Raw genomic sequence first — 23,388 nt, 5'->3', positions numbered from 1 at the left:
ATGCGAAAACGCCCCGGGTTTACTTCGGGGCGTTTTCTTTTGTCTGGCGATCCTCGATGACTATGCCTCAAGCACATCCTGTGTGGTGACAACCTTGGCGAATGTATCGGCCAGCATCGCCAATTCGCCCCGGTGCAAATCTGCCGCAGGGATTACTGATCCGCTCAGGGCATCGGGAAGGTCGCGCGTGCCGGTGGCATCGGCGATGACGGTGACGGCATATTGCTTTTCATTGGCTACCCGCGCGGTGGTCGAAATGCAGACATGGGTCATGAAACCGGCCAGCACGACATGCTTGATACCGGCTTCTGTAAGCAGTTCATCAAGGTTGGTATTGCCAAACGAACTTGGCACTGACTTTGTCACAATCGCCTCACCCTTGGTCGGGGCGACGTCTCCGATGATCGCAGCATAGGGGCCGGATGGATCAAACAGGCCCGTTGCCTGATGCTGAACATGAATGACCGTGCCGCCCTTGTCGCGCCAATGGCTCAGCAACCGCCCAATATTACCCAGCGCATCATCCAGCCCGACCAGTTTCAACTGACCGCTGCGGTATTCTTCCTGTGCATCAATCACAATAAGGGCGGCGTCTTTTGGCGTGCCGGTTGGCAAAGTTGCACCGGCAATGTCAAAGATGGTCTTGGCTGTCATGGTCTGATCCTTTTGCATACATCAAATGATGTGCGCAGTTTGATCCTGCAAATTTGCATTATCCAGCGGCAATAATTCGGCTACTATCTGCAAATTCGCAGAGTAAGGAAAGCCACCCGCTATGTCGCTTGATTGGGAAGGACTGCGCACCTTTGCCCACGTCTGTCAAACCGGGAATATGACTGCCGCCGCCCGCGAATTGGGGGTTAATCAAACCACCATCGCGCGCCGTATTGCCCGGCTTGAAGAATGGCTGGGCTATCCGGTCCTGCACCGCGATGGGCGTCTGTTGCGCGCAACACCGCGCGCCCGGTCCCTGCTTGAGACCGCCCAAACCATGCAAACAACCGTTTCAACCTTGCTTGAAAATCAACCTGCATCCGATAATGATCGCCATGCGGTGACGGGGATTGTGCGTGTCACCGGTGTTGATGCCATTTTGGAACATTGCGTCGCGCCGCATCTCGCATCCTTGCATCAAGCCCATCCGGCGCTCGCACTTGAGCTGATCGGTGCGAACCGCAACCTCAGCCTGCCGCAGCGTGAAACAGACATTGCCATTCGCCTTGCGCGCCCGGAAACCGGTGCCTTTCATATTCGCCGTTTGGGCACGCTTGGCTCCGGGGTTTATTACAGCGGCAATCACCCGCCGGTTAATCCGCATGACGTGCCCTGGATCGATCTTGATGACTTCTTTGCTGATAAACCCGAACAGAAATGGCTGGCGGCAAACTTTCCCGACCGCACAACAATCGGCTATGCCAACCGGGGATCCATCATGGTGGCGATGATGCGCGGTCAGCCATGCTGTGCTGTGTTGCCGGTTTGTGTGGGCCAAGCCCATCAGGATTTAAAACGGCTGGAGGGCTATCATCCTGATGGCCGCGAAGTTTGGCTTCTCACCCATCAGGACAAAAGGCACCTGCCACAGGTGCGTGTGGTTGCCGACTGGCTGGCGGACGTGCTGGTGGATGGGCAGGGCATCACCCGACTGTAACGCGGATATCAGAAGGACCGGTCATGGTCGCGACGATTTGCGCATTGGGAAGGTCATTGCCAAGCGCCTTTTCCAAGGCGCTCGCATCGTCAAAGCCAAACCCCCGCCAACGATCAATCAGCCGCGCGCGCAAGATATCCTCGGCCACATCAAGATAAATCGAAAGATCAAACATGGGTGCCAACCGATCCCACGGCGCCTGACCCAGCAAAAGGTAATTGCCCTCCACCAGGATAAACTTGTGACGCGGTGATATGCAGCGTGCCGATCCGCGTGACAGTTCAAGGCCACGGTCAAACAACGGCACATAAACGTCTTGGTCAGTCTCGGTCTTAAGGGCCGCAAGAATGCGCTGTAACCCGCCAACATCAAACGTGTTGGGCGCACCTTTGCGGTTCAAAAGACCGCGCTGCGTAAGGATGGCATCGTCAAAATGAAATCCATCCATCGGCACGACAGCAGCACCGGCTTTATCACCCCCCAGATGGTGACAAAGCCGGTCGGACAAGGTTGACTTGCCCGATGCTGGCGCCCCGGCGATTGCCACAAGGATGCGACAATCGTCCGATTGGGTGGCCCTGATACGTGCAGCCAATGCGTCAAGATCAGGTGTCATGACTGCAAGGCTGCCTGTCTTCTGGGGTTTGACCATGGCGGTGCATGTTCGTTACGCCGCGTCACTGATGTCGGGCGCTTCCTTGGCGCCGGTCATAAAGGCAACCGCGTCTGACATGCTGTAATCGTCTGGTTTGATGGTGCAAAGACGTTTGCCAAGACGATGCACATGGATGCGGTCGGCAATCTCGAACACATGCGGCATATTGTGCGAAATCAGCACAATCGGCATGCCGCGCGCCTTCACATCGGCAATCAGTTCAAGCACGCGTCGGCTTTCCTTCACCCCAAGGGCAGCGGTCGGCTCATCCATGATAACAACGCGCGATCCGAAGGCGGCCGCACGTGCAACCGCAACCCCCTGGCGCTGCCCACCCGAAAGCGTCTCAACCGCCTGGTTGATGTTCTGAATGGTCATCAGGCCAAGCTCGGTCAGCTTTTCACGTGCAATGCGCTGCATCGCCTTATGATCAAGCGCACCGAAATATTTGCCCATGATGCCCGGTTTACGCAATTCACGCCCCATGAACATATTGTCCGCAATCGAAAGAGCCGGCGACAGGGCAAGGTTTTGATACACGGTCTCGATCCCGGCTTCGCGGGCTTCCATCGGGGATGTGAAACCAATCGGCTTGCCATCAAGCTCAATGCTGCCTTCATCAATCGTGATCGCCCCGGACAAGGCCTTGATCAGCGATGATTTCCCCGCACCATTGTCGCCGATCACCGCCAGTATTTCGCCGGGATAAAGATCAAAGTCGGCACGATCAAGGGCGGTGACACGGCCATATCGTTTGACGATGCCGCGCGCCTTAAGAACCGGTGTGTGTGCGTTGCTCATGCTGACACCTTTCTGATCCACTGGTCGATTGCAACCGCGATGATGGTCAGCCAGCCAATGGCAAACACCTGCCACAGCACATCAACCCCCGCCAGTCGCAAACCTGAATTAAACACGCCAACAATCAACGCCCCGATCAACGGGCCAATGATTGATCCACGCCCGCCAAACAACGATATGCCGCCAATCACCACGGCTGTAATCGATTGCAAATTGGCTTCCTGAAAACTTTGTGGCGATACCGATCCAACCCGGCCAATCGATGCCCATGCCCCAACGGCACAGACAAGCCCGGCAAGGCCATAGACCATGATCAGGGTACGGTTGGTGCGAATACCCGAAAGCTCGGCGGCTTCCTTGTCATCGCCAATGGCGTAAACATGGCGGCCCCAACTGGTGTGATTAAGGATGTACCAAAGGACACCGAAAATCGCCAACATCAGGATCGAGCCATAGGTAATCCGCGCCCCGCCAATCGCGATGCTTTCACCAAAGAATTTCAAAAGCGGTGCGATTTCATCCAAAGTCTGGCTGCGGATCGATTGTGCACCCGAAAGCCAAAGGTTCAGCGCAAAAAAGATGTTCCACGTGCCAAGGGTCACAATAAACGGCGGCAACTTGATCCGGGTGACCAGAAATCCGTTCAACGCCCCGGCGGCGATGCCGCCAATAAACCCGATGAAAATCGCAATCGGGGCAGGGACGCCAAGGGTGATGGCAAGTTGCCCCATGATCACCGACATCAAAACCATGATCGCCCCGACCGAAAGATCAATCCCCGCAGTCAGGATCACAAGGCTCTGGGCGGCGGCAAGAATGCCAATGACGGCAACCTGCTGGAGGATCAGCGACAGATTAAACGGCGAAAAGAATTTGGGTCCGGCGACAAAGCCGAAAATGACGATTGAAAAAACCAGAACAATCACCGGCACCATGGTTGGATTGCCATGCAGGAAATGCTGCACGGTATCAAACAGGTTGCGGTGTTTATGGTCAAACTGCGCGACAGAGCTGTCGCTGGAATCAAGCGTGTGCTCGTATTCCTGTTTTTTGCGTGACGTTTGAGCGGGTTCGCTCATCGCTTCCTCCCGACTTGGTCATGACCGATATCCCGCCAGCACCTTTTCCGGCTCTTGTGGCTGGATTGGTGGTGGGCGCCTGACCAAGTGTAACCTGATGTGGGACAAGAAGGGCGGGGTTAAATCCGCCCTTCCTCGAAATGAACGGGCGGAATTAACCCCAGCAGCGATCCATGCCTTCGGCAACATCAATCGACGGAACACCGTCAACCGGCTGATCGGTGACAAGGTTAACCCCGGTGTCATAGAAGTTCAGACCGTCGGTGTTCTGCGGTTTTTCGCCGCTATCGGCCCATGCCTTGATCGCCTCGATCCCTTTGGCCGCCATCAAAAGCGGGTATTGCTGCGATGTCGCACCAATCACGCCATCCTTGACGTTTTCAACGCCCGGGCAACCGCCATCAACCGATACGATCAACACACCATCCTGCATGCCAAACGCCTTCAGCGCTTCGTACGCACCCGCCGCAGCCGGTTCATTGATGGTGTAAACCACATTGATTTCGGAATCGCGCTGCATCAGGTTTTCCATGGCTTCGCGACCACCTTCTTCATTACCGTTGGTCACATCATGACCAACGACCCGGTCGTCATCCTCGTCCCCAATCTTGTTGGGATCCTTGATGTCGATGCCGAACCCTTTCATGAAGCCCTGATCGCGCAGCACATCAACCGATGGTGCACTTGGTGTCAGATCAAGCATGGCGATCTTGGCATCCGCGGCCTTGTCGCCAAGTTTGGCGGCGGCCCACTGACCGATCAACTCACCGGCCTTGAAGTTATCGGTGGCAAAGGTCGCATCGGCCGCATCAATCGGCTCAAGCGGGGTATCAAGTGCGATGACCAGAAGACCGGCATCGCGCGCCTTTTTGACAACTGGCACAATCGCCTTGGTGTCGGATGCTGTGATCAGAATGCCTTTGGCACCCGATGCGATGCAAAACTCGATCGCCTGAACCTGCGTTTCATGATCGCCGTCCACTTTGCCGGCAAAGGTCGAAAGATCGATACCAAGTTCCTCGGCCTTGGCAGACGCCCCTTCCTTCATTTTGACAAAGAACGGGTTGATGTCTGTCTTGGTTACCAAACAGGCACCAATGTCGGCGGCTTTCGCCGGGCTCGGCAGGGCGGTAAGGCTAAGGGCAAGCGCACCAAGAGTTGCGCCAAGAAGTGCTTTCTTCATCATTTCCTCCCAGGATTTTACCTGAATAATCGGCTGTTTGTGCCGTTAATGTTTGTTTTCCAAACAGGATGCAACGCGCGTTAAATCTGTGGGTCTTCAACCTGTCTGGACCATACGACACACCAAATCACATCCCCTGTCAATTAATAAATCCGATTGATTTATTAATTAATCCTGTCACTCTTTAAGCCAATCGGGCATGAAAGATCCCCAGTGGGAGGAACTCTATGACTGCGTCACTATCGACCAATCCTGATCCGACCGGGACGGAAGATCAGGCTGCACGTCCGCTGCATCCGGGCGGCGGGGCAAATCAGTTGCGCGTGCGCGCCTATAATGAACGGCTGGTGCTGTCGTTGGTGCGTCGGAACGCCGGATTGTCCAAGGCCGAAATCGCACGGCTTTCGGGTCTGTCGGCCCAGACTGTCTCGGTCATCATGCGCGGCCTTGAAAAAGACGGTCTTCTGATGCGGGGTGATCCTGTGCGGGGCAAGGTCGGCAAACCCAAAGTCCCGATGGCGCTTAATCCTGACGGGGTCTATTCCTTTGGTCTTAAGATCGGGCGGCGCAGTGCGGAACTGATCCTGCTTGATTTTGTCGGCACCGTGCGTGGATCGCTCAAAGAAGCCTACAAATACCCCACACCCGATAGCATTCGCCAATTTGTCCGCGACTCGGTTGGCAAAATCACCGCGACCCTGAGTGCGCCCCAACAGGCCCGGATCGCTGGTATTGGCATTGCCGCACCCTTTGAACTCTGGAACTGGGGCGAGGAAGTCGGCGCGCCGATTGAGGACTTAAATGCCTGGCGCGAAGTCGATTTGATCGACACCATCGGCGCCATCGTCCCGTTCCCGGTGTTTCAACAAAATGATGCCACGGCGGCCTGCGGGGCTGAACTGGTGTTTGGTCTTGGCCCGAACTATACCGATTTCGCCTATTTCTTCATTGGCTCGTTCATTGGCGGCGGCGTTGTGCTCAATCAGGCACTTTATACCGGCCGCACGGGCAATGCCGGGGCCTTTGGCTCCATGCCGGTTTCGTCACGCAGCGGCCACGCCAGCCAGCTGATTGATCAGGCATCGATCTTTGTGCTCGAAGAAATGCTGACCCGCGATGGCCGTGATCCGGCGATGCTGTGGCGCGATCCGACGTACTGGGCGGAACTCGGCAAGACGCTTGATATCTGGATCAGCCACACCGCGCGCAGCCTTGCCCTTGCCATCACCTCGGTCTGCTCGGTGATTGATTTCGAAGCCGTGATTGTCGATGGCGGTTTTCCGCCCGATGTCTGTGCACGCATTGTCGCGGCAACCCGGGCTGCGATCTCCGACCTTGATCTTCAGGGCATTGCCCGCCCGCACATCGAACAGGGGCAGGTCGGCAGTGCCGCGCGCGCCATCGGCGCGGCAAGCCTCCCGTTATTCTCGCGCTATCTGCTCGATCAGAACGTGCTGTTCAAACAGATGCAATAACCAAAGAACGTTCTAGAAATTGTCTTTGCGCTTGCGGATTTCGGTGAAAATCTCGGTGGGGTTGGCATTCTCCATGCCCAGTGCGGTGGCAACATCCGGGTGATCGGCGCGCAGGAACGGATTGGTCGCAAGCTCGACATCAATCCGCGATGGAATGGTCGGGATGTTGCGCGCCCGAAGCCCGTCAATATCCTGACACCGTGCCGCAAGGATCGCATTGTCGGGCTCAATCGTTTTGGCAAATTTGGCATTGGACTGGGTGTATTCATGCCCGCAGTAAACCTGCGTGCTGTTGGGCAAATTGCGGAACTTTTGCAGCGACTGCCACATCTGTTCAGGCGTTCCTTCAAACAACCGCCCACAGCCCAGCGCAAACAGGCTGTCACCGGAAAACAGCGCAGTAATCGCAGGGAAATAAAACGCGATATGCCCCGATGTATGGCCCGGCACGTCAAACACCCGGCCTTCAAGCTCACCGATCAAAACCTGATCACCCTCGGCAACCATTTCGTCCATGTCGGGGATGCGCGCTTTTTCCGCCGTCGGGCCGAGCAATTTGGCGCCGTATTTCTTCATCAATTCCGCATTGCCGCCAATATGGTCGTGGTGATGATGCGTGTTGATCACCAGATCGAGCTGCCAGTCGCGGTCTTCAAGTTCCTTGATCACAGGGGCTGCTTCGCCCGGATCAATGATCGCGGTCATTTCGCTGCGATGGCAGCGCACGAGATAGGTGTAATTGTCTGAAAGACACGGAATAACGATAACTTCGCCCGCAGCCATAAGGGACCTCGACCTGATGATGATGTGATGTGCTCCACAGTATCAGCATCAACTGTCTTGAAACAATCACCCAACGATCAAACTTTCTGACATTCTATGAACAGGCTCGTTTCAAAGCTGTTTCCGTGAGGACCGATAGGGTGCTAAAGTCCAGCCATGCGTCAGGATGTCGTTGATCTTCACCGTTTTTATGCCAGCACTCTCGGGCAGGCCGCCCGGCGTCTGATCCGCAGGCGTCTGCGCCTGATGTGGTCGGATGTGCGCGGATTGCGCGTGCTTGGCTTTGGCTATGCGACACCCTATTTGCGGCCGTTCATTGGCGAGGCCGAACGCGTCATGGCCTTTATGCCCGCCCAGCAGGGCTGCGTGCATTGGCCCGCGGGCGAAGACAATCACGTCGCCCTGACCGAAGAAACCATGCTGCCACTGCCCGATAGCTCGATCGACCGTATTTTGGTCGTGCATCTGGTCGAACATACCGATTCCATGCGCCGCCTGATGCGCGAATGCTGGCGGGTTTTAACCCCCAATGGCCGGATTATTGTGGTGACACCCAACCGAAGCTCGCTCTGGAGCTGGTCGGAAAGCACCCCGTTTGGCTTTGGTCACCCGCACAGTGTGACGCAATTGCAAAACCTGATGCGCGAAAACATGTTCCTGCCGGTCCAGCACAGCCGCGCCCTTTTCATTCCCCCGACCCGACGGCGCTTTTTGCTGCGCTGGTCACAGGCGTTTGAAAACATCGGATCGCGACTGTTCAAGGCCTTCGCCGGGGTGTCCATCGTCGAAGCTGGCAAACAGCTATACGCCAGTACCGGCACACCGTCGCGCAAACGCCGTCTGGTGCATATCCCGGTGACCGTGCCGCCACTGCGCCCGGCCGACGGCAATCGACAGCATTTTGACGACACCGCGTCACAGCGCGACGATCTGCATCATAGCCAAGACGTGGCGGACGACGCCCAAACGACAAAATCCTGCCGAGCCCGGAAATAGCCAGACCGGGAAATAAGCGCGTGAAATCGGGGTGCCGCCACCATATGTGAAGCATATGGTTACAGTATCGCATTTGACAGCCCGCGCAGTTTGAGTGACATAATGTGTATGATCTCTCACAAGAATTACCGAGCATGAAGCCCAACCGCATCCGGAAGCATCCCGCCAAAGCTACCGCCGCAGCCTTGGCCTCATGGGTGTTGGTTCAGTCCGTCTCAGTACCGTCCATCGCGGTTGCGCAGGATGTCATCCCCGTTGTCTTGCACGGCGAAGACAACAATAAACCCTATGCCTTCCTCGATGCTGATGGCACGCCTGCGGGCATTTACGTCCGCATCTTGCAGGCGGCTGTGGACAAGATGCCGCAATATGATCTTCGGTTTCAAAATGTGCCGTTTAAACGCGGCATGGATCTTTTGCAATCGGGGCAGATTATGGCGTTCTTTCCCCCGTATTTGCGCGATGACCGAAACTGGGTCGAACGCTATTCCGTCCCGATCCTGAGCGAAACCGTGGTGGCGATTTGCAGCAAGGACTACGTGCTAAGCCACGACTTGCGGGTCTTCCCGGACGATTTCACGGGGGCGCGCTTTGCCAATAATGCCGGATACCGGCTGGCGGGTGAGGACTTCTTTGACATGGTGGCGGCGGGTGAGATCACCCTTGAAGAAGCCAACACCACCGAAAGCAACCTACGCTTTTTGATGGCTGGACGGGTTGATTGCTATGTCAATGAACGCATGGCCATCCTGGCGGGCCTGCGCGAACTGGCCGTGGATCAGGAACAGTCACGCAACATTGATGAAACCGCCATCATCGGGCGGGAATTTGGCTATGTCGCCTTTGGCCCGGACCCGCAAAACCAGTGGCCTTGGCGAGACCAGTTCGCCGATGACCTTGATGATGTCTTGCGTCAAATGCGCGACGCGGGCGAAATCGATCAGTTGATTGTCGATTACTTTACGTATTGAATGGCCATGATGATGGCATACCACGCGGCAAGTGCCCAGATGAAATACCCAGTCTGCCAACTGATATCGGACGTGGCCTTCTAATCTCTATCTGCAATTGGTACGGATATTGCTCATTGATCCTGCAATCTTAAGGATAGGAGGTGCGGGTGACGGAATATGCATTGCAGAGCGGTGTGCCGATGTCGCTGGCCGATATGCCGCGTGTTCAGGGCGGACAATACGATAAAATGGCAGAGAAAATGCTACAGCGAGAACGCGATTTTCTCCGCCGTAAACTTGAATATGACAGCGAAGCTCAACTGGCTTGGCAAAATGCACAACCAATACATACAGCTTTCCGGTTGAATGGTGAATTGGTTGGCACGATTGGTGTGAATACTGGGTTTACCGGCACAAAAATTTCCGATGGCGGTGCATTCCAGCGCGCCGTGGCCTTTGCCGAACAGACCGGACTGAGCGGTGCGGCCTTTGCCGACTATGCCAGCGAGAAGGTCTCCCAAGCTCTTAAAGAACGCTATGGCGCAAGTATCGAGGTTGAGGTCTTCGACCCGGCAAGCCGTCCGACATCCGGCGAAATGCATGCCGAAATGTTTGGCGCGCCATCAGCACCAGCAGAACCCGCCGGGCCCGATGAAAACGAACTGGCCTGGATGAAAGTCTTTGCCCAGCTTTACGCACAAAAGTTTGGCCAAGACCCGTTTGCCGGGCTGGAAGTTCCGTTTGAAACCTGATGATGGCTAGGCGGGATATTTCTTCCTACACCTTGGTACGGCATCAAAAGGGTGGGAAGAAACTTCAGCCTGACCAAAGGTCGGGGAAGTGGATCTGAATCTGGATGGTAACTTTAAACGTAAATGTTGTGAGTCTTACCGACCCGGCAGATACAAAAAACAGGCCACCGAAATTCGGTGGCCTGTTTCGTTTTTCAGTCTGAGGGATACGAACTTAATGTTCGATATCGCGCCAGATTTTACGTTTCACCGCATAGAGCATCGCGGTCAGAACGATCAGGAACAGGATGACCTTGATGCCCAGTGCTTTGCGGGCTTCAAGTTCAGGCTGTGCCGTCCAGTTCAGGAAGGCCGAAATGTCACGTGCATGCTGTTCCACGGTCGCAGGCGTTCCATCGGTGTACTCGACCGCTTCATCATAAAGCGGTGGTGCCATGGAAATCTGATGACCCGGGAAGTAGTGGTTGTAGTGTTTCCCATCCGCAAGGTCAAAGCCCTCAGGGGCTTCTTCCTCATAGCCGGTCAGAAGGCCGAAGACGTAATCGGGGCCACCAACGCGGGCTTTGGTCATAAGGGAAAGATCGGGCGGAATGGCCCCACCGTTCGAAGCCGCCGCAGCTTTTTCGTTCGGGAAGGGCGACGGGAAGTAATCAGACGGCTTGCCCGGACGGGTGAACATGTCACCATCATCGTTCGGGCCGTCTTCAACATCATATTCCGCCGCAATCGCCTTGATCTGATCTTCGTTAAAGCCAATGCCGTCCAGATTACGGAACGCAATGAAACGAAGACTGTGGCAACTGGCACAGACGGCTTTATAGACCTGGAAACCGCGCTGAAGTTGCGCACGGTCGTAGGTTCCAAAAATCCCGTCCCAGCTCCAGTCCTGTGCAGCCGGAACCGGGGCGTCGCCGGCTGCCTTGGCTGTGCCACCGGTGAATGCAGTTACCGCGAAGGCGGCTGCAATTGCGGTCAGTGCGAACTTACGCATTTGCACCCTCCTTCAAAACAGATTCGCTAATGCTAGCCGGAAGCGGTTTGGGTCGTTCCATCTTTCCAACCAATGGCATCACCACAAGGAAATGCGCAAAGTAGTAAAGCGTGGAAAGCTGGCCCATCACGATGACCTTAAGTCCCGGTACACCCATGAAGTAGTCATCTGGTGCCTTCGCTCCGCAATAGCCGAGGATGAAGGTATCAACGACAAACAGCCAGAAGAACCACTTGTAAACCGGACGGAATTTCGAGCTGCGTACCTTGGAGGTATCAAGCCACGGAATAACGAACAGGATGACAATCGATGCAAACATCGCCAGCACACCCAGAAGCTTTGCCGGAATGCCAAAGATGGTGAAATCGATCGACCGCAGGATCGCATAGAACGGCAGGAAGTACCATTCCGGCACGATGTGCGGAGGTGTCACCAGCGGGTTGGCCGGGATATAGTTATCCGGGTGGCCAAGATAATCAGGTGCAAAGAACACAAACCCGCAGAAGAAGATCAGGAACACGCCCATACCGAACAGGTCCTTGATCGTATAGTACGGGTGGAACGGAATGCTGTCCTGCGGGGTCTTGATCTCGACGCCGGTCGGGTTGTTCGACCGCACGCTATGCAATGCCCACACATGCAGGACAACAAGGCCCAGAATGATAAACGGCATCAGATAATGCAGCGAGAAGAACCGGTTCAGTGTCGGATTATCGACCGAGAACCCACCCCAAAGCCAGGTCACCAGCGGATCGCCGATGATCGGGAAGGCGGAGAACAGATTGGTAATAACCGTCGCACCCCAGAAGGACATCTGGCCCCACGGCAGGACATAGCCCATAAACGCGGTTGCCATCATGGCCAGCAGGATCAGGATACCAATCCACCACAGCATTTCACGCGGCGCTTTGTATGACCCGTAATACAGGCCACGGAACATATGAAGGAAGACAACGATGAAGAACATCGACGCGCCATTCATATGAATATAGCGGATCAGCCAGCCGTAATTGACATCACGCATGATGCGTTCGACTGATTCAAACGCCATGCTCGTATGCGGCGTATAATTCATCACCAGGAAAATCCCCGAAAGGATCATGGTGACCAGAACAAACCCGGCCAAAGAACCGAAGTTCCACATATAGGACAGGTTTTTCGGGGTCGGATATTCGTATGCGGAGTGGTGCAGCATGGAGATCACCGGAAGTCGGTCATCAACCCATTTCACCACTTTGTTATTCCATTGAGGTGCGCTCATCATACAGCTCCTTAGCCGATCCGGACGGATGTGTCGGTGAGGAAGGTGTAGGTCGGCACCTCAAGATTCTTCGGCGCAGGACCACGGCGGATACGGCCCGACGTATCATAGTGCGAGCCATGGCACGGACAGTACCAACCATCATAATCGCCCCGGGCTTCCCCGGTGGCGGTGCCCATCGGGATACAGCCCAGATGGGTGCACACGCCGACAACGATCAGCCATTCCTTCTTTTCGACACGCGCGTCATCACTTTGCGGATCGACAAGTTCATTTAATGCGACCTCGTTGGCCTCATTGATTTCACGTTCTGTACGATGGCGGATAAAGACAGGCTTGCCTCGCCACATTACTTTAACGGCCTGACCAACCGGGATGTTGGACAGGTTGACCTCTACAGAAGCCAGCGCGAGAACGTCCTTGGACGGGTTCATGCTGTCCACGAATGGCAACAACGCACAACCAGCGCCAACAACGCCGACTGCGGTGGTCGCCAAGGTCAGGAAATCCCTGCGGTTCTCGTCCGGCTGATGCTCGCCGGATGAATGCACCGATTGCGACATAATGTCTTCCTCTTTCTGCCCCCAAAACAGGCATGCGGAATGCCCAAAGCCAGACTTAGGGCATAGATGGTTAATTTCCCTTGATGAAAATCAAACAATCCAGCCGCCAAAAGCCTTTAGGCCTGTTTCGAGCTTCGTATACTAACAAAAAACAGGTTTGTTAAGGAGAACTTGGAGTTGCAAATTGTTTGCATTCGATAAGATCATCTGGTTTCGCACTGCACAAATACGTAAAACCTAGCGTATTTGCGCGATTATCCGCCCTTTTCAACCAAGATGACGCGGCCTTACCTTTTCTTATCCCAAATAAGTCTAATGCGGGTTTCTGTCGGTAATTTTATAACTTTGAAGGTCGATCGGCTTTTCATCGCGGCGATTCTGGACACATCATCAAAACGACGCGACAAGACGATTGCACCAAAGGCGATAGACGGGCGCAAGAACGGCACCAACGCGGTGCGACACCGGGCTGATATCGGGCAAATAAAATCGGAAAATTGTCGATTTAAGTTGGCCAAGGACGGCCCGGTGTGGATAAAACAGTTCCGAACATCGCAACAAGCTGACGCGCGCGATACCGTCGTCGCTTCACAAGGACCCCCATAGAACGCCCATGAGAATCTGTCTGTTTGAACCCGATATTCCGCAAAACACCGGCACCATCCTGCGCATGGCGGCGTGCTTTGGCCTGCCGGTCGATATTATCGAGCCCTGCGGCTTTTTGCTGACCTCGGCCGCCCTCAAACGGGCCGGGATGGATTATATCGATAAGGCGGACTATATACGCCACGCCGATTGGCGGGGATTTGTCGCCGCACGGCAGGACGGATCGGTACCGGGGCGACTGGTTCTTTTGACCACCAAGGGGGCGGAGCCCTATTGTGATTTCGAATTTCGCGCCGATGATATCCTGATGCTGGGCTCTGAAAGCAAAGGGGTCCCGGATCAGGTGCATGACTATGTCGATGCGCGTGTGGTGATCCCGATGCAGCCCGAAATGCGGTCGCTCAATGTGGCCATGGCAACCGCGATGACACTGGGCGAGGCGCTCAGACAGACAAACTGTTTCCCTACGGGGAACGTACAAGTAACGGAATGAGTAACCCCATGACGGACGCCAAGACCGACGCAAAGACGTCTGCGAAAAAGGCAATGAAAGCCAGTGCAGATCACAAGGTCGATCCCGCCCTGATCGCACAGCGCAAACAAACCGCCCAAAACTGGTTCCGTCAGTTGCGCGACGATATCTGTGCCGCGTTCGAGGCTCTCGAAGACAGCTATACCGGCCCATTGTCCGACCGCCCGGCAGGCCGTTTTGACCGCACCGTTTGGGAACGCGGCGAAAATGAGGGTGGGGGCGAAATGTCGGTCATGAAGGGCCGGGTGTTTGAAAAGGTCGGGGTCAATATCTCGGCTGTGCACGGCGAATTTTCCGAAAAGTTCCGGGCCGAAATCCCCGGTGCGGCCGAAAACCCCAATTTCTGGGCCGCGGGCATTTCACTGGTCGCACATCCATGCTCCCCGCATGTCCCGGCGGTGCATATGAACACCCGCCATATCGTCACCACCAAGGCATGGTTTGGCGGCGGGGCGGACTTAACCCCGGTCTTCCCCGATGATGCCGACACCGCCGATTTCCACGGCGCGTTCAAGGCCGCCTGTGATGCGCATGGGGATGACTATTACGACCGCTTTAAAAAATGGTGCGATGAATATTTCTGGCTTCCACACCGTAATGAAGCGCGCGGGGTCGGCGGGATTTTCTATGACTATCTCGATGCGGATTGGGATGCGGATTTCGCCTTTACCAAGGATGTCGGTATGGCATTTCGCGACATCTATCCCGAACTGGTCAAACGCCATTACAACAAACCATGGACCGATGACGACCGCCGTGCGCAGCTGATCAAACGCGGCCGCTATGTCGAATTTAACCTGCTCCATGACCGCGGCACCCGCTTTGGCCTGATGACCGGCGGCAACACCGAAGCCATCCTGATGTCACTCCCGCCTGAGGCCAACTGGCCGTAAACCAGCCATAAACCGCGCCGCCTCAGCGTCATTCCCGCGCAGGTGTTTTATTTCGGATGATTGGTTGTATAGTGATAGTGTAGAAAGAGGCATGGCTTATCTCAAGAAGAGGGCTGTATCATGGATCTGAAGCTGCATGCCAATGCCACCACAACGCCACGCACGCGCGCCTACATTCAAGCAAGCAGTGCTTCCGTTGCCGAACTGGCCGTGGAACTCGGCGTAAGCGCGACCACCATCCGACGATGGAAAGGCCGGGCCGATGTTGAAGATCACTCGCATCGCCCAAAACGGATCCAGACGCGCTTTGACGCTTGCGAGGAAGAAATCGCCGTTGAACTACGCTCGCGGCTTGGCTTGTCCATTGACGATATTCTGGAAGTCATGCACCGCTGTGTGCGGGCCGACATCTCGCGCTCGTCTTTACATCGCTGCCTCAAACGCCATGGCGTCTCTGGCAGGCCTGCAGCCCCTAAACAGGTGTCGCAGACTTTCGAGCCGGTGGCGTTTGGCTATGTCCATGCCGATCTCAAACATCTGACCCGGATCGGCGGGCGACCGGCCTACGTCTTTGTTGCCATCGAACGCGTGACAAGCTTCGCTCATGTCGAGATCGTCCAGGACCGAAGTGCAGAAACCATTGCGGCCTGCCTTGGGCGCTTCCTTGATGCCTTTGGCTATCCTGTTCACACCGTTCTGACGGATAACGGTTCGGAATTCACCGACCGGTTTGGCGGCGCTTATTGGACAACGCGCAACAAAGGAACCGGAAAGCACGCTTTTGACAAAGTCTGCGCCGCACACGGGATCAAGCACAAGCTGACCCGTCCCTATCGACCACAGACCAATGGCAAGGTCGAGCGTTTCAACCGTCGCCTCGGCGAAGCCCTCGCAAACGCCCCCGCAAACGGGAAAAATGCCGGGCGCAATCGATTCTCAACTCACGCCGAACGAAACGATTTCATAAGAACCTTCATCGACAACTATAACAGAACACGATTGAGATCCCTCGGTTACAAGGCTCCTTTGGAAGCACTTCTTAATCTCACGGGACACAACACGCAGGCGGGGATCGCTTAAATGCTCGGTTTTTGGGTGCTAAATGTCCTCGTTCAGCATCTCAGGGTGATTGTTGTGCTTCTGGTTGAAAGGTGGGCGATGAGGCAGTTGCCCGCTTTGCATGCAGGCAACTGAGTTTCGGCAAGTGAATCAATGAAAAGCACAAAATATGGCGTTCAACAGCTGATCCATTTCCGAAAATTCAGTTCGCAACTTCGTCGGTTCTCCGCCATCTTTCATTCGGGCTAGAAACCTAGTCGTAATCGCGTCTTTGTATTCCAATGCACCTTGGTATCGCTCAATTTGCCTGTTCCACCCTGTCCAGCGGATAGGATGGAACTCTCCATTGCGGTCGGTCAATGCAACTTTCCCCAGAAATAATTCTATTGAGCTTGCTGCACCGTTCACATTCATGCGGCGAGCTCCTTCTGGTCCAATTGTTGGGTAGTTTTTGGCTAGGTCAATATCTGGAAGGGTCATTGTCTTGATGTTTGAAGGCAATGCTCCAATGCTATCCAAGTGTTGTTTTTCGGATAATCCAACTGAATCGTTGTCGAATAGGGCCAAAATGGGTTGATCCATTCTGACACCCGCAAATGCCTTAACCATTTTAGTGAGCATTGAGGCGCCACCAGGCATATTAAATTCTGCAAAATCAACGAACTGATAAAGGTCAGAGTATTCTGGGTATAAGCTCAAAATTGCGTTAGACAGGACCAGTGTATCGGATTTTCCTTCGGTCAAAATAAGGACATTGCCAGTCGGGTGAATGAATTCTTGATTGGGATCTTCAAAGGTGTCGAGCCGGCTAAAATTTTTAGATTTGGATCGAGATAATCTGAGTACTCGCCGAGTTCTGTCCAAATAAACTTTGGTTCAAGAAAGTCAATTTTCACAGCCAAGTTGGCGAAATCATCGGTGAACTCGAATTCGGTTACTTTAGAACGGGTTGTTAAGTGATCAAGAGGAAAATTCTTTGAACGTTTCAACCATTGCTCGAAAGAAATGCCTTTTTGCTCAGAAATGTCCTTTTTTAAATCAATTCCATGTTTGCCATGCATATTTTCGAGCTTTGAGATGTGCCTTTGAAAACCAGGCTCCCAAAGTGCTCTGCAACTCTCACGCGTGTATCCTTGGACGAACATTCTCCGCCGTACTTTTTCGGCAGGAGCCAGAAGGTATGAAATTTCGAAATTTTCGTCTTGATACCAATCAATGACCTGCGCCCGGACAACTTGGTGCGCATCCCTTATTGGGCCTCGATAAAAATCTTCGTCAGAGAAACATAGCGTGCAGGCAATTTCCCAACAGTGTGAAAAGTCGCCGATTGGTGCATGGTCAAAATAAATGTCATTTTCGCTACTCAAGACGTCTCCCTCACTTAGTTAGAGTCTGACCAGACTGAGAGGTCAAAACAGCTAAACTGAATGTAAGTTTAAAGTAGATTGTGAATTCGTGTTTCAATGACCGATTACGGCGCTCTCAGAGATGGTAGATGTTCATCTCCAACTGACCAAACACTAATTCGCTTGCAGAGAACTTGGCAAAATTCACGTCTCATTAATCAACCAGTCCAGCAAGGTGCTCGTTGTGCTGCTCGCCGTCGGGCTGGGGACCAGCCAGTATCCGCGATCCTTGCGCGTGACCTCTGGCCCGACGGTAACAAGGCTGCCCAAATCAAGGTGATGATCGACCAGCCCGCGCCAGCCCAGCGCAACCCCCTGTTCGGCCAGCGCGGCCTGAATGATAAATCCATATGTATTCAGGCCCAAATCACCTTGGGCGCGGGGGCGTGTCACCCCAAAGGCTGCAAGCCACGTTGCCCATGTCAGCCAGCGCGATTTGCCCGTGGTTTCAAGATGCAGCAACGGCGCGTTGGCAAAGTCTGCCGGATCGTTGAACGGGCCGAACCGGTCGAGAAAACCCGGCGTGCACACCGGCACCACGCATTCGGGGATCAAAAGGCGGGCGGTGTCGGGGAAATCTTCCTTTGCACCAAACAGCATCGCCGCATCCGTATCGCGTTCCAGCGCATCTTCAAGTCCCTGTGACGCGACAATATGCACTTCTGCCTCGGGATGCAGGCGGCGGAAATCGGTGACACGCGGCATCAACCAAAATGCCGCAAACCCGAAATCGGTAAAAATCCGCACCGCGGGCACCTTTGACGTGCGCCGCGTATCGCGGGTCGCCTTGTCGATGGTCTCGACACTTGATTGCACCGCCTGAAACAAAATCTCGCCCGCATCGGTCAACCGGCTTCCCCCTTGGGACCGGCGCAGCAATGACACGCCGAGCTGCTCCTCAACCCGCTTGATCTGATAGGTGACAGCGGGTTGCGTCAGGCCAAGTTCATGGGCCGCCCGCGTTAAGCTGCCCAGCCGTCCGGCGGTTTCAAAAATACGCAGCCATCCAATATCAAGCGGGCGTTGTGACATAAAAATTCTTTATGTTTGTGATTAAAAATCAGCGGGTTTCATCACGTAATGATTTGTGGATTTAATGGTTGTTTCGCATTCAACGTCAAGAGCATTCCGCAGGAGTTTCATCGTGAATCCCCGGCAATGCTTGAAAAATGCGCGCTTTCCATCTTACCTGCGGAGTGCATTCCTTTCATGAAGTCCCCGAATATCCTGATCCTGATGGCCGACCAGTTAAACGGGACCCTGTTCCCCGATGGCCCGGCTGATTTTCTGCACACCCCGCACCTGCGCGCGCTGGCCAAACGCTCCGCCCGGTTTAAAAATTGCTATACGGCATCTCCGCTGTGCGCACCGGGGCGCGCATCCTTCATGGCCGGGCAATTACCCAGTCGTACACGGGTCTATGACAATGCCGCTGAATTTTGCTCCGACATCCCGACCTATGCCCATCACCTGCGCCGCGCGGGGTATTACACCTGTCTGTCGGGCAAGATGCATTTTGTCGGCCCCGATCAGTTGCACGGCTTCGAAGAACGCCTGACCACCGATATTTACCCGGCTGATTTTGGCTGGACGCCCGATTACCGCAAACCGGGCGAACGTATTGACTGGTGGTATCATAATCTGGGGTCTGTCACCGGGGCCGGGGTCGGGGAAATCTCCAACCAGATGGAATATGACGACGAGGTCGCCTATAACGCCACGCATAAGCTCTATGATCTGTCGCGCGGTCACGATGAACGCCCATGGTGCCTGACCGTCAGCTTCACCCACCCCCATGATCCGTATGTTGCGCGCAAGAAATTCTGGGATCTTTACGAAGACTGCCCGGAACTTGAACCTGAAATTGGCGCGTTTGCGTTTGACGAACAGGACCCGCATTCAAAACGTCTGTTGCAGGCAAGTGATCATACTGCCTTTGACATCACGCGCGAAAATATCCGCCGCTCCCGTCAGGCCTATTTTGCCAATGTGTCCTATATCGACGATAAAATCGGTCAGATCATGGATGTGCTTGAACGCACCGAGCAGGCCGACAACACCATCATTCTGTTCCTGTCTGATCATGGCGACATGCTGGGCGAACGCGGTCTGTGGTTTAAAATGAGCTTCTTCGAAGGTTCGGCCCGCGTGCCCCTGATGATGGCCGGACCCAACATCACGCCGGGCTGCTACACCGATCCGGTATCGACCCTTGATGTCACCCCGACGGTGGCCGATCTGGCCGGTATTTCGATGGATGAAATCATGCCATGGACGGACGGCACAAGCCTCCTGCCGGGCTTTTCGGGAAAAAAACGCACCGAGCCGGTCCTGATGGAATATGCCGCCGAGGGATCCTATGCGCCGCTGGTCTGCATCCGCGAAGGCAAATGGAAATACACCTATTGCCCGCTTGATCCCGAACAATTGTTTGATCTTGAGGCCGACCCGCATGAGCTGAAAAACCTTGCCATTGATCCGGCCATTGATGCGGCCAGTGCCGAACAGCTTGAACAGTTCCGCGTCCAACGGGCGGCCCGCTGGGACATCGACAGCTTTGATGCGAGTGTGCGCGAAAGTCAGGCACGCCGCTGGATCGTCTATGAGTTTTTGCGCAATGGCTCCTATTTCCCGTGGGATTATCAGCCGTTGCAAAAGGCGTCTGAACGCTACATGCGCAATCACATGGACTTAAACGAAGTCGAAGAAAAACAGCGCTTCCCGCGAGGGGAGTAAAGAAGCTGCGCCGGTAGTCTTGTGGGACAGACAGATCGGCGCAGCTTCAATACCGAATTTTCAAATTATAAGCCGCCTGGTGGTCTGGTTCGGGTGCAGATCACTTCCCTTTTCGGGGCCGTTGCGTGGGACGTGTTTTAACGGTGCTGATCAGGAGGCAAAAACAACGAAAAGTTGGATACCCGGCACAGTGAGGTAAGTATGAAAGACAAAATGAAGGTAGGTCCGCTTGGGCCTTTCCCCCATGTCTGCAAGCCGGTGTTTTCCATCTCGGCCTTGTTGATCCTGGGGTTCATCGTGTTCGGTGCGTTTTTCACCGACACAGCAGCATTGGTTTTCACAACCGCCCAGTCCGCGATTGCGGATTATTTCGGCTGGTTTTTGATCATCGTTGCCAATCTGGCGGTGGTGGTCAGTCTTTATTTGGCGATTGGTCCTTATGGGCGGGTCCGTCTTGGCGCGCAAAGCGAAGCCCCCGAGTACGGCCTGTTTTCATGGACGGCGATGCTGTTTAGTGCGGGGATCGGCATTGGCCTGCTCTATTGGGCGGTGGCCGAACCTCTGTATCATTTCTTTGCACCCCCGATGGCCGAGGCAGAAACCATTGCCGCGGCCGAGCAGGCAATGACGATTTCGTTCCTGCACTGGGGCATTCACGGCTGGGCGATCTACTGCATCGTTGGGCTGTCGCTGGCCTATTTCCATTACCGCAAAGGTCTGCCGCTTTCGATCCGCTCAGCACTTTATCCGATGATCGGCGAACGCATTTATGGCCCGTGGGGGCATGCGGTCGATATTCTTGCGGTCTTTGGCACCATGTTTGGCATCGTCACCACGCTTGGGCTTGGTGTGATGCAAATCAGTGCCGGGCTCAATGGTCTGTTTGGCGTTCCCGATACGCTGTTTGTCCAGATCATCCTGATCGCGATCATTACCATTTTTGCCACCATTTCGGTGATGGCCGGGCTCGACAGTGGCATCAAGCGGATCAGTAATTTCAACATTCAGCTCAGCTTTGTGCTGCTGGCCTTCATCGTGATTACCGGGCCGACGCTGTATATTTTTGACAGCTTTGTCGAAAATGTCGGCAACTACATCAGCAATCTGGTCCAGTTCAGCTTCTGGAGCGAAGCCTATTCAGGCACCGACTGGCAGGTGAGCTGGACCATCTTCTATTGGGCATGGTGGGTTTCGTGGTCACCGTTTGTCGGCATCTTCATTGCGCGCATTTCGCGGGGCCGCACGATCCGTGAATTCACCCTTGGTGTTCTGTTCATTCCGGTCGTCATTCTGTTCTTCTGGTTCACCGCCTTTGGCGGGGTGGCGATCCATATGGAACTGCTGGGCGATCCCGGATTGATCGAGGCCACCAAGCAGGGCTACGGCAACGCCATCTTCAAGTTGCTGGAATTCCTGCCAATGACCAAGTTTGTCACCGCCGTTGTGATTGTCATGATTGTGGTCTGGTTCGTGACCTCCTCAGACAGTGGCAGCTTTGTCATTGATATGCTGACCGCAGGCGGGCACACCGATCCGCCCCGCATCCAGCGCCTGTTCTGGGCCACCACCGAGGGGGTGATTGCCGCCATCCTGCTTGTCGCAGGCGGGCTATCGGCCCTACAGGCCGCCGCCGTTGTGGCGGGCTTCCCGTTTGCCTTTGTCATCCTTGTGATGATGTATGGGTTGTTGCGCGCATTGGGCCGCGATCATCTGGTCATGTACCGCTATAAACAGTGGTTCGAAACAGAACATGAAGCCGACCACAATCTGCCCAACGCCTATGTCGGCGAAACGGAGTTGCCCACCACCCCCGAAGCCCCGCAAGGCTCGGTCGGCGCAACGCCCAAATAACCTGAAAACCACGTAACAACATACGTGTAAACGGACGGTCTGGTGAACACTGGACCGTCCGTTTTTTTCTTGGCAAGGGATCACAAGACCCAATACCCAAGCCCGCCAAGACTCAAGCTCCAAGACGCAACGGCCACGTGATCCACAAAATCGGGAATATCTTTAACACAACCCTATCCCGGCGAAATTGAATGCCCTTTCGCCCATTCCGGGTTGGCTGATGGCACTCCACGACACGGGGTCAAGGCCTGCCCACATGCTGCCGCGCGCAAGAATATATTGTATGAGGAATAAAAAGGCCGCCGGCGGACTGGATGGATTTCGGTTATTTATGAAATGAAGGGACGCATTTCAGTCATGGGTTTGGCCCGAAAACCGGGTTTTAACCATGGAATCCCGGGCGCAGAAATCCTCATACCATTTGGCAAGGCGTGGTCTGCCAGTTTTGAAATCGATCAATTCGCGAAACGCGATCCAGTCAAGCCCGGTGGCCAGCGCAATATGGCCGATTGTAACCGGGGTTTTGGGATCAAGGGCTGTTTCAAGATGGTCAAACGTCTCGATCAACTTGGCCTTCTGCCCATCGGCCAACGGCGGATACCGAAGCTCTTGCGGGCGACGGTTGGTTTCCCAGCGATAGAGCACACCGGCATCGCACATCCCTTGCGCCAAGGCATGTAAACGCAAGGCATGCCAACGTTTTGGCGCTTTGTGCGGGATCAGTTTACGGCCCGAATGCAGGCGATCAAGGTAGTCACAGATCACCATTGAATCATACAACGTCATGCCGTCTGGCAGGATCAGGACCGGCACTTTGCCGAGTGGGTTGGCGGCAAAGATCGCCGCGTTGCGGTTGGTCGGGCTGGTCTCAAAATGCACAACCTCGATCCGATCGCCCAGCCCGCATTCAAGCGCAAACACCAGCACTTTGCGCGCGAACGGCGAGTGGGTTTGATACAGCAATGTGTGATCGGGTTTTAAATCATCAGACTTTTTATGCATGAATGTGCCGCTGCCTGCCACGTTAGTCGTCTTTGCCGCCTTGATATCATCTTGATATCACCTTGGGCCATCCCCGGCACGGCGATTATGTACGTACAATAAAAAACGCCCGATCCATCAGAACCGGGCGTTTATTCACTGAAAATGAATAATCACGATG

Annotated in this window: 23 protein-coding genes; 10 read left to right on the top strand and 13 right to left on the bottom strand. The window is 54.7% G+C overall.

The window, feature by feature from the left end:
* Nucleotides 1-60: 60 nt before the first annotated feature.
* A complete protein-coding gene (locus AC0VXT_RS16820) occupies nt 61-654 on the bottom strand; it encodes a cysteine hydrolase family protein (RefSeq protein ID WP_475546341.1) in 594 nt (197 codons plus the stop codon).
* A gap of 121 nt (nt 655-775) precedes the next feature.
* Between AC0VXT_RS16820 and AC0VXT_RS16815 the strand changes: the two genes are divergently transcribed.
* On the top strand, nt 776-1,651 hold the full coding sequence (locus tag AC0VXT_RS16815; protein WP_475546340.1) for a LysR family transcriptional regulator: 876 nt from the start codon (nt 776-778) through the stop codon (nt 1,649-1,651).
* Here the strand turns inward: AC0VXT_RS16815 and AC0VXT_RS16810 are convergent.
* The 4 genes from AC0VXT_RS16810 to AC0VXT_RS16795 all read right to left on the bottom strand — a co-directional run bounded on the left by AC0VXT_RS16810 (nt 1,638) and on the right by AC0VXT_RS16795 (nt 5,372).
* Entirely contained in the window at nt 1,638-2,267 is a 630-nt protein-coding gene (locus AC0VXT_RS16810) for a nucleoside/nucleotide kinase family protein (protein ID WP_475546339.1), read from the bottom strand. The genes AC0VXT_RS16815 and AC0VXT_RS16810 overlap by 14 nt on opposite strands.
* A 51-nt stretch (nt 2,268-2,318) precedes the next feature.
* On the bottom strand, nt 2,319-3,107 hold the full coding sequence (locus AC0VXT_RS16805) for an ATP-binding cassette domain-containing protein (RefSeq protein WP_101299374.1): 789 nt from the start codon (nt 3,105-3,107) through the stop codon (nt 2,319-2,321).
* Complete coding sequence (locus tag AC0VXT_RS16800) at nt 3,104-4,186, bottom strand: ABC transporter permease (protein ID WP_475546338.1); 1,083 nt, start codon at nt 4,184-4,186, stop codon at nt 3,104-3,106. The genes AC0VXT_RS16805 and AC0VXT_RS16800 overlap by 4 nt, the downstream gene beginning before the upstream one ends.
* 154 nt (nt 4,187-4,340) lie before the next feature.
* A complete protein-coding gene (locus AC0VXT_RS16795) occupies nt 4,341-5,372 on the bottom strand; it encodes a substrate-binding domain-containing protein (protein WP_475546337.1) in 1,032 nt (343 codons plus the stop codon).
* 224 nt (nt 5,373-5,596) lie between these two features.
* Between AC0VXT_RS16795 and AC0VXT_RS16790 the strand changes: the two genes are divergently transcribed.
* Nucleotides 5,597-6,844: an ROK family transcriptional regulator gene (locus AC0VXT_RS16790; protein WP_475546336.1), complete on the top strand. Its 1,248-nt coding sequence runs from the start codon at nt 5,597-5,599 to the stop codon at nt 6,842-6,844.
* A gap of 12 nt (nt 6,845-6,856) precedes the next feature.
* Here AC0VXT_RS16790 and gloB read toward each other — a convergent pair whose 3' ends face one another.
* Nucleotides 6,857-7,627: a hydroxyacylglutathione hydrolase gene (gloB, locus tag AC0VXT_RS16785; protein ID WP_475546335.1), complete on the bottom strand. Its 771-nt coding sequence runs from the start codon at nt 7,625-7,627 to the stop codon at nt 6,857-6,859.
* A 156-nt stretch (nt 7,628-7,783) separates the two neighbouring features.
* On the opposite strand from gloB, the gene AC0VXT_RS16780 reads away from it, so the two are divergent.
* The 3 genes from AC0VXT_RS16780 to AC0VXT_RS16770 all read left to right on the top strand — a co-directional run bounded on the left by AC0VXT_RS16780 (nt 7,784) and on the right by AC0VXT_RS16770 (nt 10,328).
* Nucleotides 7,784-8,623 (top strand): methyltransferase domain-containing protein, encoded by an 840-nt coding sequence (locus AC0VXT_RS16780; RefSeq protein WP_475546334.1) that lies wholly within the window; start codon nt 7,784-7,786, stop codon nt 8,621-8,623.
* Between the two features lie 134 nt (nt 8,624-8,757).
* Nucleotides 8,758-9,594, top strand: a complete 837-nt coding sequence (locus AC0VXT_RS16775) for a substrate-binding periplasmic protein (RefSeq protein WP_475546333.1) — start codon at nt 8,758-8,760, stop codon at nt 9,592-9,594.
* Between the two features lie 149 nt (nt 9,595-9,743).
* Complete coding sequence (locus AC0VXT_RS16770; RefSeq protein ID WP_475546332.1) at nt 9,744-10,328, top strand: hypothetical protein; 585 nt, start codon at nt 9,744-9,746, stop codon at nt 10,326-10,328.
* A gap of 214 nt (nt 10,329-10,542) precedes the next feature.
* On the opposite strand, the gene AC0VXT_RS16765 is transcribed toward AC0VXT_RS16770, so the two are convergent.
* From AC0VXT_RS16765 to petA, 3 genes are read right to left on the bottom strand one after another with little or no spacing between them, the layout of a single operon-like run.
* Nucleotides 10,543-11,319 carry a cytochrome c1 gene (locus AC0VXT_RS16765; protein ID WP_475546331.1) on the bottom strand — a complete coding sequence of 259 codons (777 nt, stop codon included), beginning with the start codon at nt 11,317-11,319 and terminating at the stop codon, nt 10,543-10,545.
* On the bottom strand, nt 11,312-12,583 hold the full coding sequence (locus tag AC0VXT_RS16760) for a cytochrome b (protein ID WP_081649465.1): 1,272 nt from the start codon (nt 12,581-12,583) through the stop codon (nt 11,312-11,314). The genes AC0VXT_RS16765 and AC0VXT_RS16760 overlap by 8 nt, the downstream gene beginning before the upstream one ends.
* 8 nt (nt 12,584-12,591) lie before the next feature.
* Nucleotides 12,592-13,143 (bottom strand): ubiquinol-cytochrome c reductase iron-sulfur subunit, encoded by a 552-nt coding sequence (gene petA / locus AC0VXT_RS16755; RefSeq protein ID WP_022731212.1) that lies wholly within the window; start codon nt 13,141-13,143, stop codon nt 12,592-12,594.
* A 613-nt stretch (nt 13,144-13,756) separates the two neighbouring features.
* Here petA and AC0VXT_RS16750 point away from each other — a divergent pair.
* The 3 genes from AC0VXT_RS16750 (at nt 13,757) to AC0VXT_RS16740 (ending at nt 16,254) form a co-directional block, all read left to right on the top strand.
* Nucleotides 13,757-14,242, top strand: coding sequence for a tRNA (cytidine(34)-2'-O)-methyltransferase (locus tag AC0VXT_RS16750; protein WP_475546330.1), 486 nt, complete (start codon nt 13,757-13,759; stop codon nt 14,240-14,242).
* Between the two features lie 53 nt (nt 14,243-14,295).
* Complete coding sequence (hemF, locus tag AC0VXT_RS16745; RefSeq protein WP_475548593.1) at nt 14,296-15,174, top strand: oxygen-dependent coproporphyrinogen oxidase; 879 nt, start codon at nt 14,296-14,298, stop codon at nt 15,172-15,174.
* Between the two features lie 120 nt (nt 15,175-15,294).
* On the top strand, nt 15,295-16,254 hold the full coding sequence (locus AC0VXT_RS16740) for a DDE-type integrase/transposase/recombinase (RefSeq protein WP_475546329.1): 960 nt from the start codon (nt 15,295-15,297) through the stop codon (nt 16,252-16,254).
* Between the two features lie 129 nt (nt 16,255-16,383).
* On the opposite strand, the gene AC0VXT_RS16735 is transcribed toward AC0VXT_RS16740, so the two are convergent.
* From AC0VXT_RS16735 to AC0VXT_RS16725, 3 genes are all read right to left on the bottom strand, one after another.
* Complete coding sequence (locus AC0VXT_RS16735; RefSeq protein WP_475546328.1) at nt 16,384-16,977, bottom strand: hypothetical protein; 594 nt, start codon at nt 16,975-16,977, stop codon at nt 16,384-16,386.
* Complete coding sequence (locus AC0VXT_RS16730; protein WP_475546327.1) at nt 16,974-17,600, bottom strand: hypothetical protein; 627 nt, start codon at nt 17,598-17,600, stop codon at nt 16,974-16,976. Before AC0VXT_RS16730 ends, AC0VXT_RS16735 begins: the two co-directional genes overlap by 4 nt.
* Before the next feature lie 183 nt (nt 17,601-17,783).
* Nucleotides 17,784-18,671 carry a choline sulfate utilization transcriptional regulator gene (locus AC0VXT_RS16725; RefSeq protein ID WP_475546326.1) on the bottom strand — a complete coding sequence of 296 codons (888 nt, stop codon included), beginning with the start codon at nt 18,669-18,671 and terminating at the stop codon, nt 17,784-17,786.
* A 177-nt stretch (nt 18,672-18,848) separates the two neighbouring features.
* Here AC0VXT_RS16725 and betC point away from each other — a divergent pair, with 177 nt between their 5' ends.
* Both betC and AC0VXT_RS16715 read left to right on the top strand, forming a co-directional pair.
* Complete coding sequence (gene betC / locus AC0VXT_RS16720) at nt 18,849-20,375, top strand: choline-sulfatase (protein WP_475546325.1); 1,527 nt, start codon at nt 18,849-18,851, stop codon at nt 20,373-20,375.
* 213 nt (nt 20,376-20,588) lie between these two features.
* Nucleotides 20,589-22,226, top strand: coding sequence for a BCCT family transporter (locus AC0VXT_RS16715; RefSeq protein ID WP_475546324.1), 1,638 nt, complete (start codon nt 20,589-20,591; stop codon nt 22,224-22,226).
* Nucleotides 22,227-22,577: 351 nt separating this feature from the next.
* Here AC0VXT_RS16715 and AC0VXT_RS16710 read toward each other — a convergent pair whose 3' ends face one another.
* The gene (locus AC0VXT_RS16710) at nt 22,578-23,228 is read right to left on the bottom strand and encodes a glutathione S-transferase family protein (protein ID WP_475546323.1); all 651 of its coding nucleotides are present in this window, start codon (nt 23,226-23,228) and stop codon (nt 22,578-22,580) included.
* Nucleotides 23,229-23,388 lie beyond the last annotated feature (160 nt).

The organism is Thalassospira sp. Z349TD_5 (assembly GCF_056173045.1).
The sequence above is the reverse complement of the archived record's forward strand: the minus strand, read 5'-3'. Positions and strand labels throughout refer to the sequence as shown.

Excerpts from the sequence above, each read along its gene's own strand:
- AC0VXT_RS16820 (WP_475546341.1), bottom strand. The coding sequence starts at position 654 with ATGACAGCCAAGACCATCTTTGACATTGCCGGTGCAACTTTGCCAACC.
- AC0VXT_RS16815 (WP_475546340.1), top strand. The coding sequence starts at position 776 with ATGTCGCTTGATTGGGAAGGACTGCGCACCTTTGCCCACGTCTGTCAA.
- AC0VXT_RS16810 (WP_475546339.1), bottom strand. The coding sequence starts at position 2,267 with ATGACACCTGATCTTGACGCATTGGCTGCACGTATCAGGGCCACCCAA.
- AC0VXT_RS16805 (WP_101299374.1), bottom strand. The coding sequence starts at position 3,107 with ATGAGCAACGCACACACACCGGTTCTTAAGGCGCGCGGCATCGTCAAA.
- AC0VXT_RS16800 (WP_475546338.1), bottom strand. The coding sequence starts at position 4,186 with ATGAGCGAACCCGCTCAAACGTCACGCAAAAAACAGGAATACGAGCAC.
- AC0VXT_RS16795 (WP_475546337.1), bottom strand. The coding sequence starts at position 5,372 with ATGATGAAGAAAGCACTTCTTGGCGCAACTCTTGGTGCGCTTGCCCTT.
- AC0VXT_RS16790 (WP_475546336.1), top strand. The coding sequence starts at position 5,597 with ATGACTGCGTCACTATCGACCAATCCTGATCCGACCGGGACGGAAGAT.
- gloB (WP_475546335.1), bottom strand. The coding sequence starts at position 7,627 with ATGGCTGCGGGCGAAGTTATCGTTATTCCGTGTCTTTCAGACAATTAC.
- AC0VXT_RS16780 (WP_475546334.1), top strand. The coding sequence starts at position 7,784 with ATGCGTCAGGATGTCGTTGATCTTCACCGTTTTTATGCCAGCACTCTC.
- AC0VXT_RS16775 (WP_475546333.1), top strand. The coding sequence starts at position 8,758 with ATGAAGCCCAACCGCATCCGGAAGCATCCCGCCAAAGCTACCGCCGCA.
- AC0VXT_RS16765 (WP_475546331.1), bottom strand. The coding sequence starts at position 11,319 with ATGCGTAAGTTCGCACTGACCGCAATTGCAGCCGCCTTCGCGGTAACT.
- AC0VXT_RS16760 (WP_081649465.1), bottom strand. The coding sequence starts at position 12,583 with ATGATGAGCGCACCTCAATGGAATAACAAAGTGGTGAAATGGGTTGAT.
- petA (WP_022731212.1), bottom strand. The coding sequence starts at position 13,143 with ATGTCGCAATCGGTGCATTCATCCGGCGAGCATCAGCCGGACGAGAAC.
- AC0VXT_RS16750 (WP_475546330.1), top strand. The coding sequence starts at position 13,757 with ATGAGAATCTGTCTGTTTGAACCCGATATTCCGCAAAACACCGGCACC.
- hemF (WP_475548593.1), top strand. The coding sequence starts at position 14,296 with ATGAAAGCCAGTGCAGATCACAAGGTCGATCCCGCCCTGATCGCACAG.
- AC0VXT_RS16740 (WP_475546329.1), top strand. The coding sequence starts at position 15,295 with ATGGATCTGAAGCTGCATGCCAATGCCACCACAACGCCACGCACGCGC.
- AC0VXT_RS16725 (WP_475546326.1), bottom strand. The coding sequence starts at position 18,671 with ATGTCACAACGCCCGCTTGATATTGGATGGCTGCGTATTTTTGAAACC.
- betC (WP_475546325.1), top strand. The coding sequence starts at position 18,849 with ATGAAGTCCCCGAATATCCTGATCCTGATGGCCGACCAGTTAAACGGG.
- AC0VXT_RS16715 (WP_475546324.1), top strand. The coding sequence starts at position 20,589 with ATGAAGGTAGGTCCGCTTGGGCCTTTCCCCCATGTCTGCAAGCCGGTG.
- AC0VXT_RS16710 (WP_475546323.1), bottom strand. The coding sequence starts at position 23,228 with ATGCATAAAAAGTCTGATGATTTAAAACCCGATCACACATTGCTGTAT.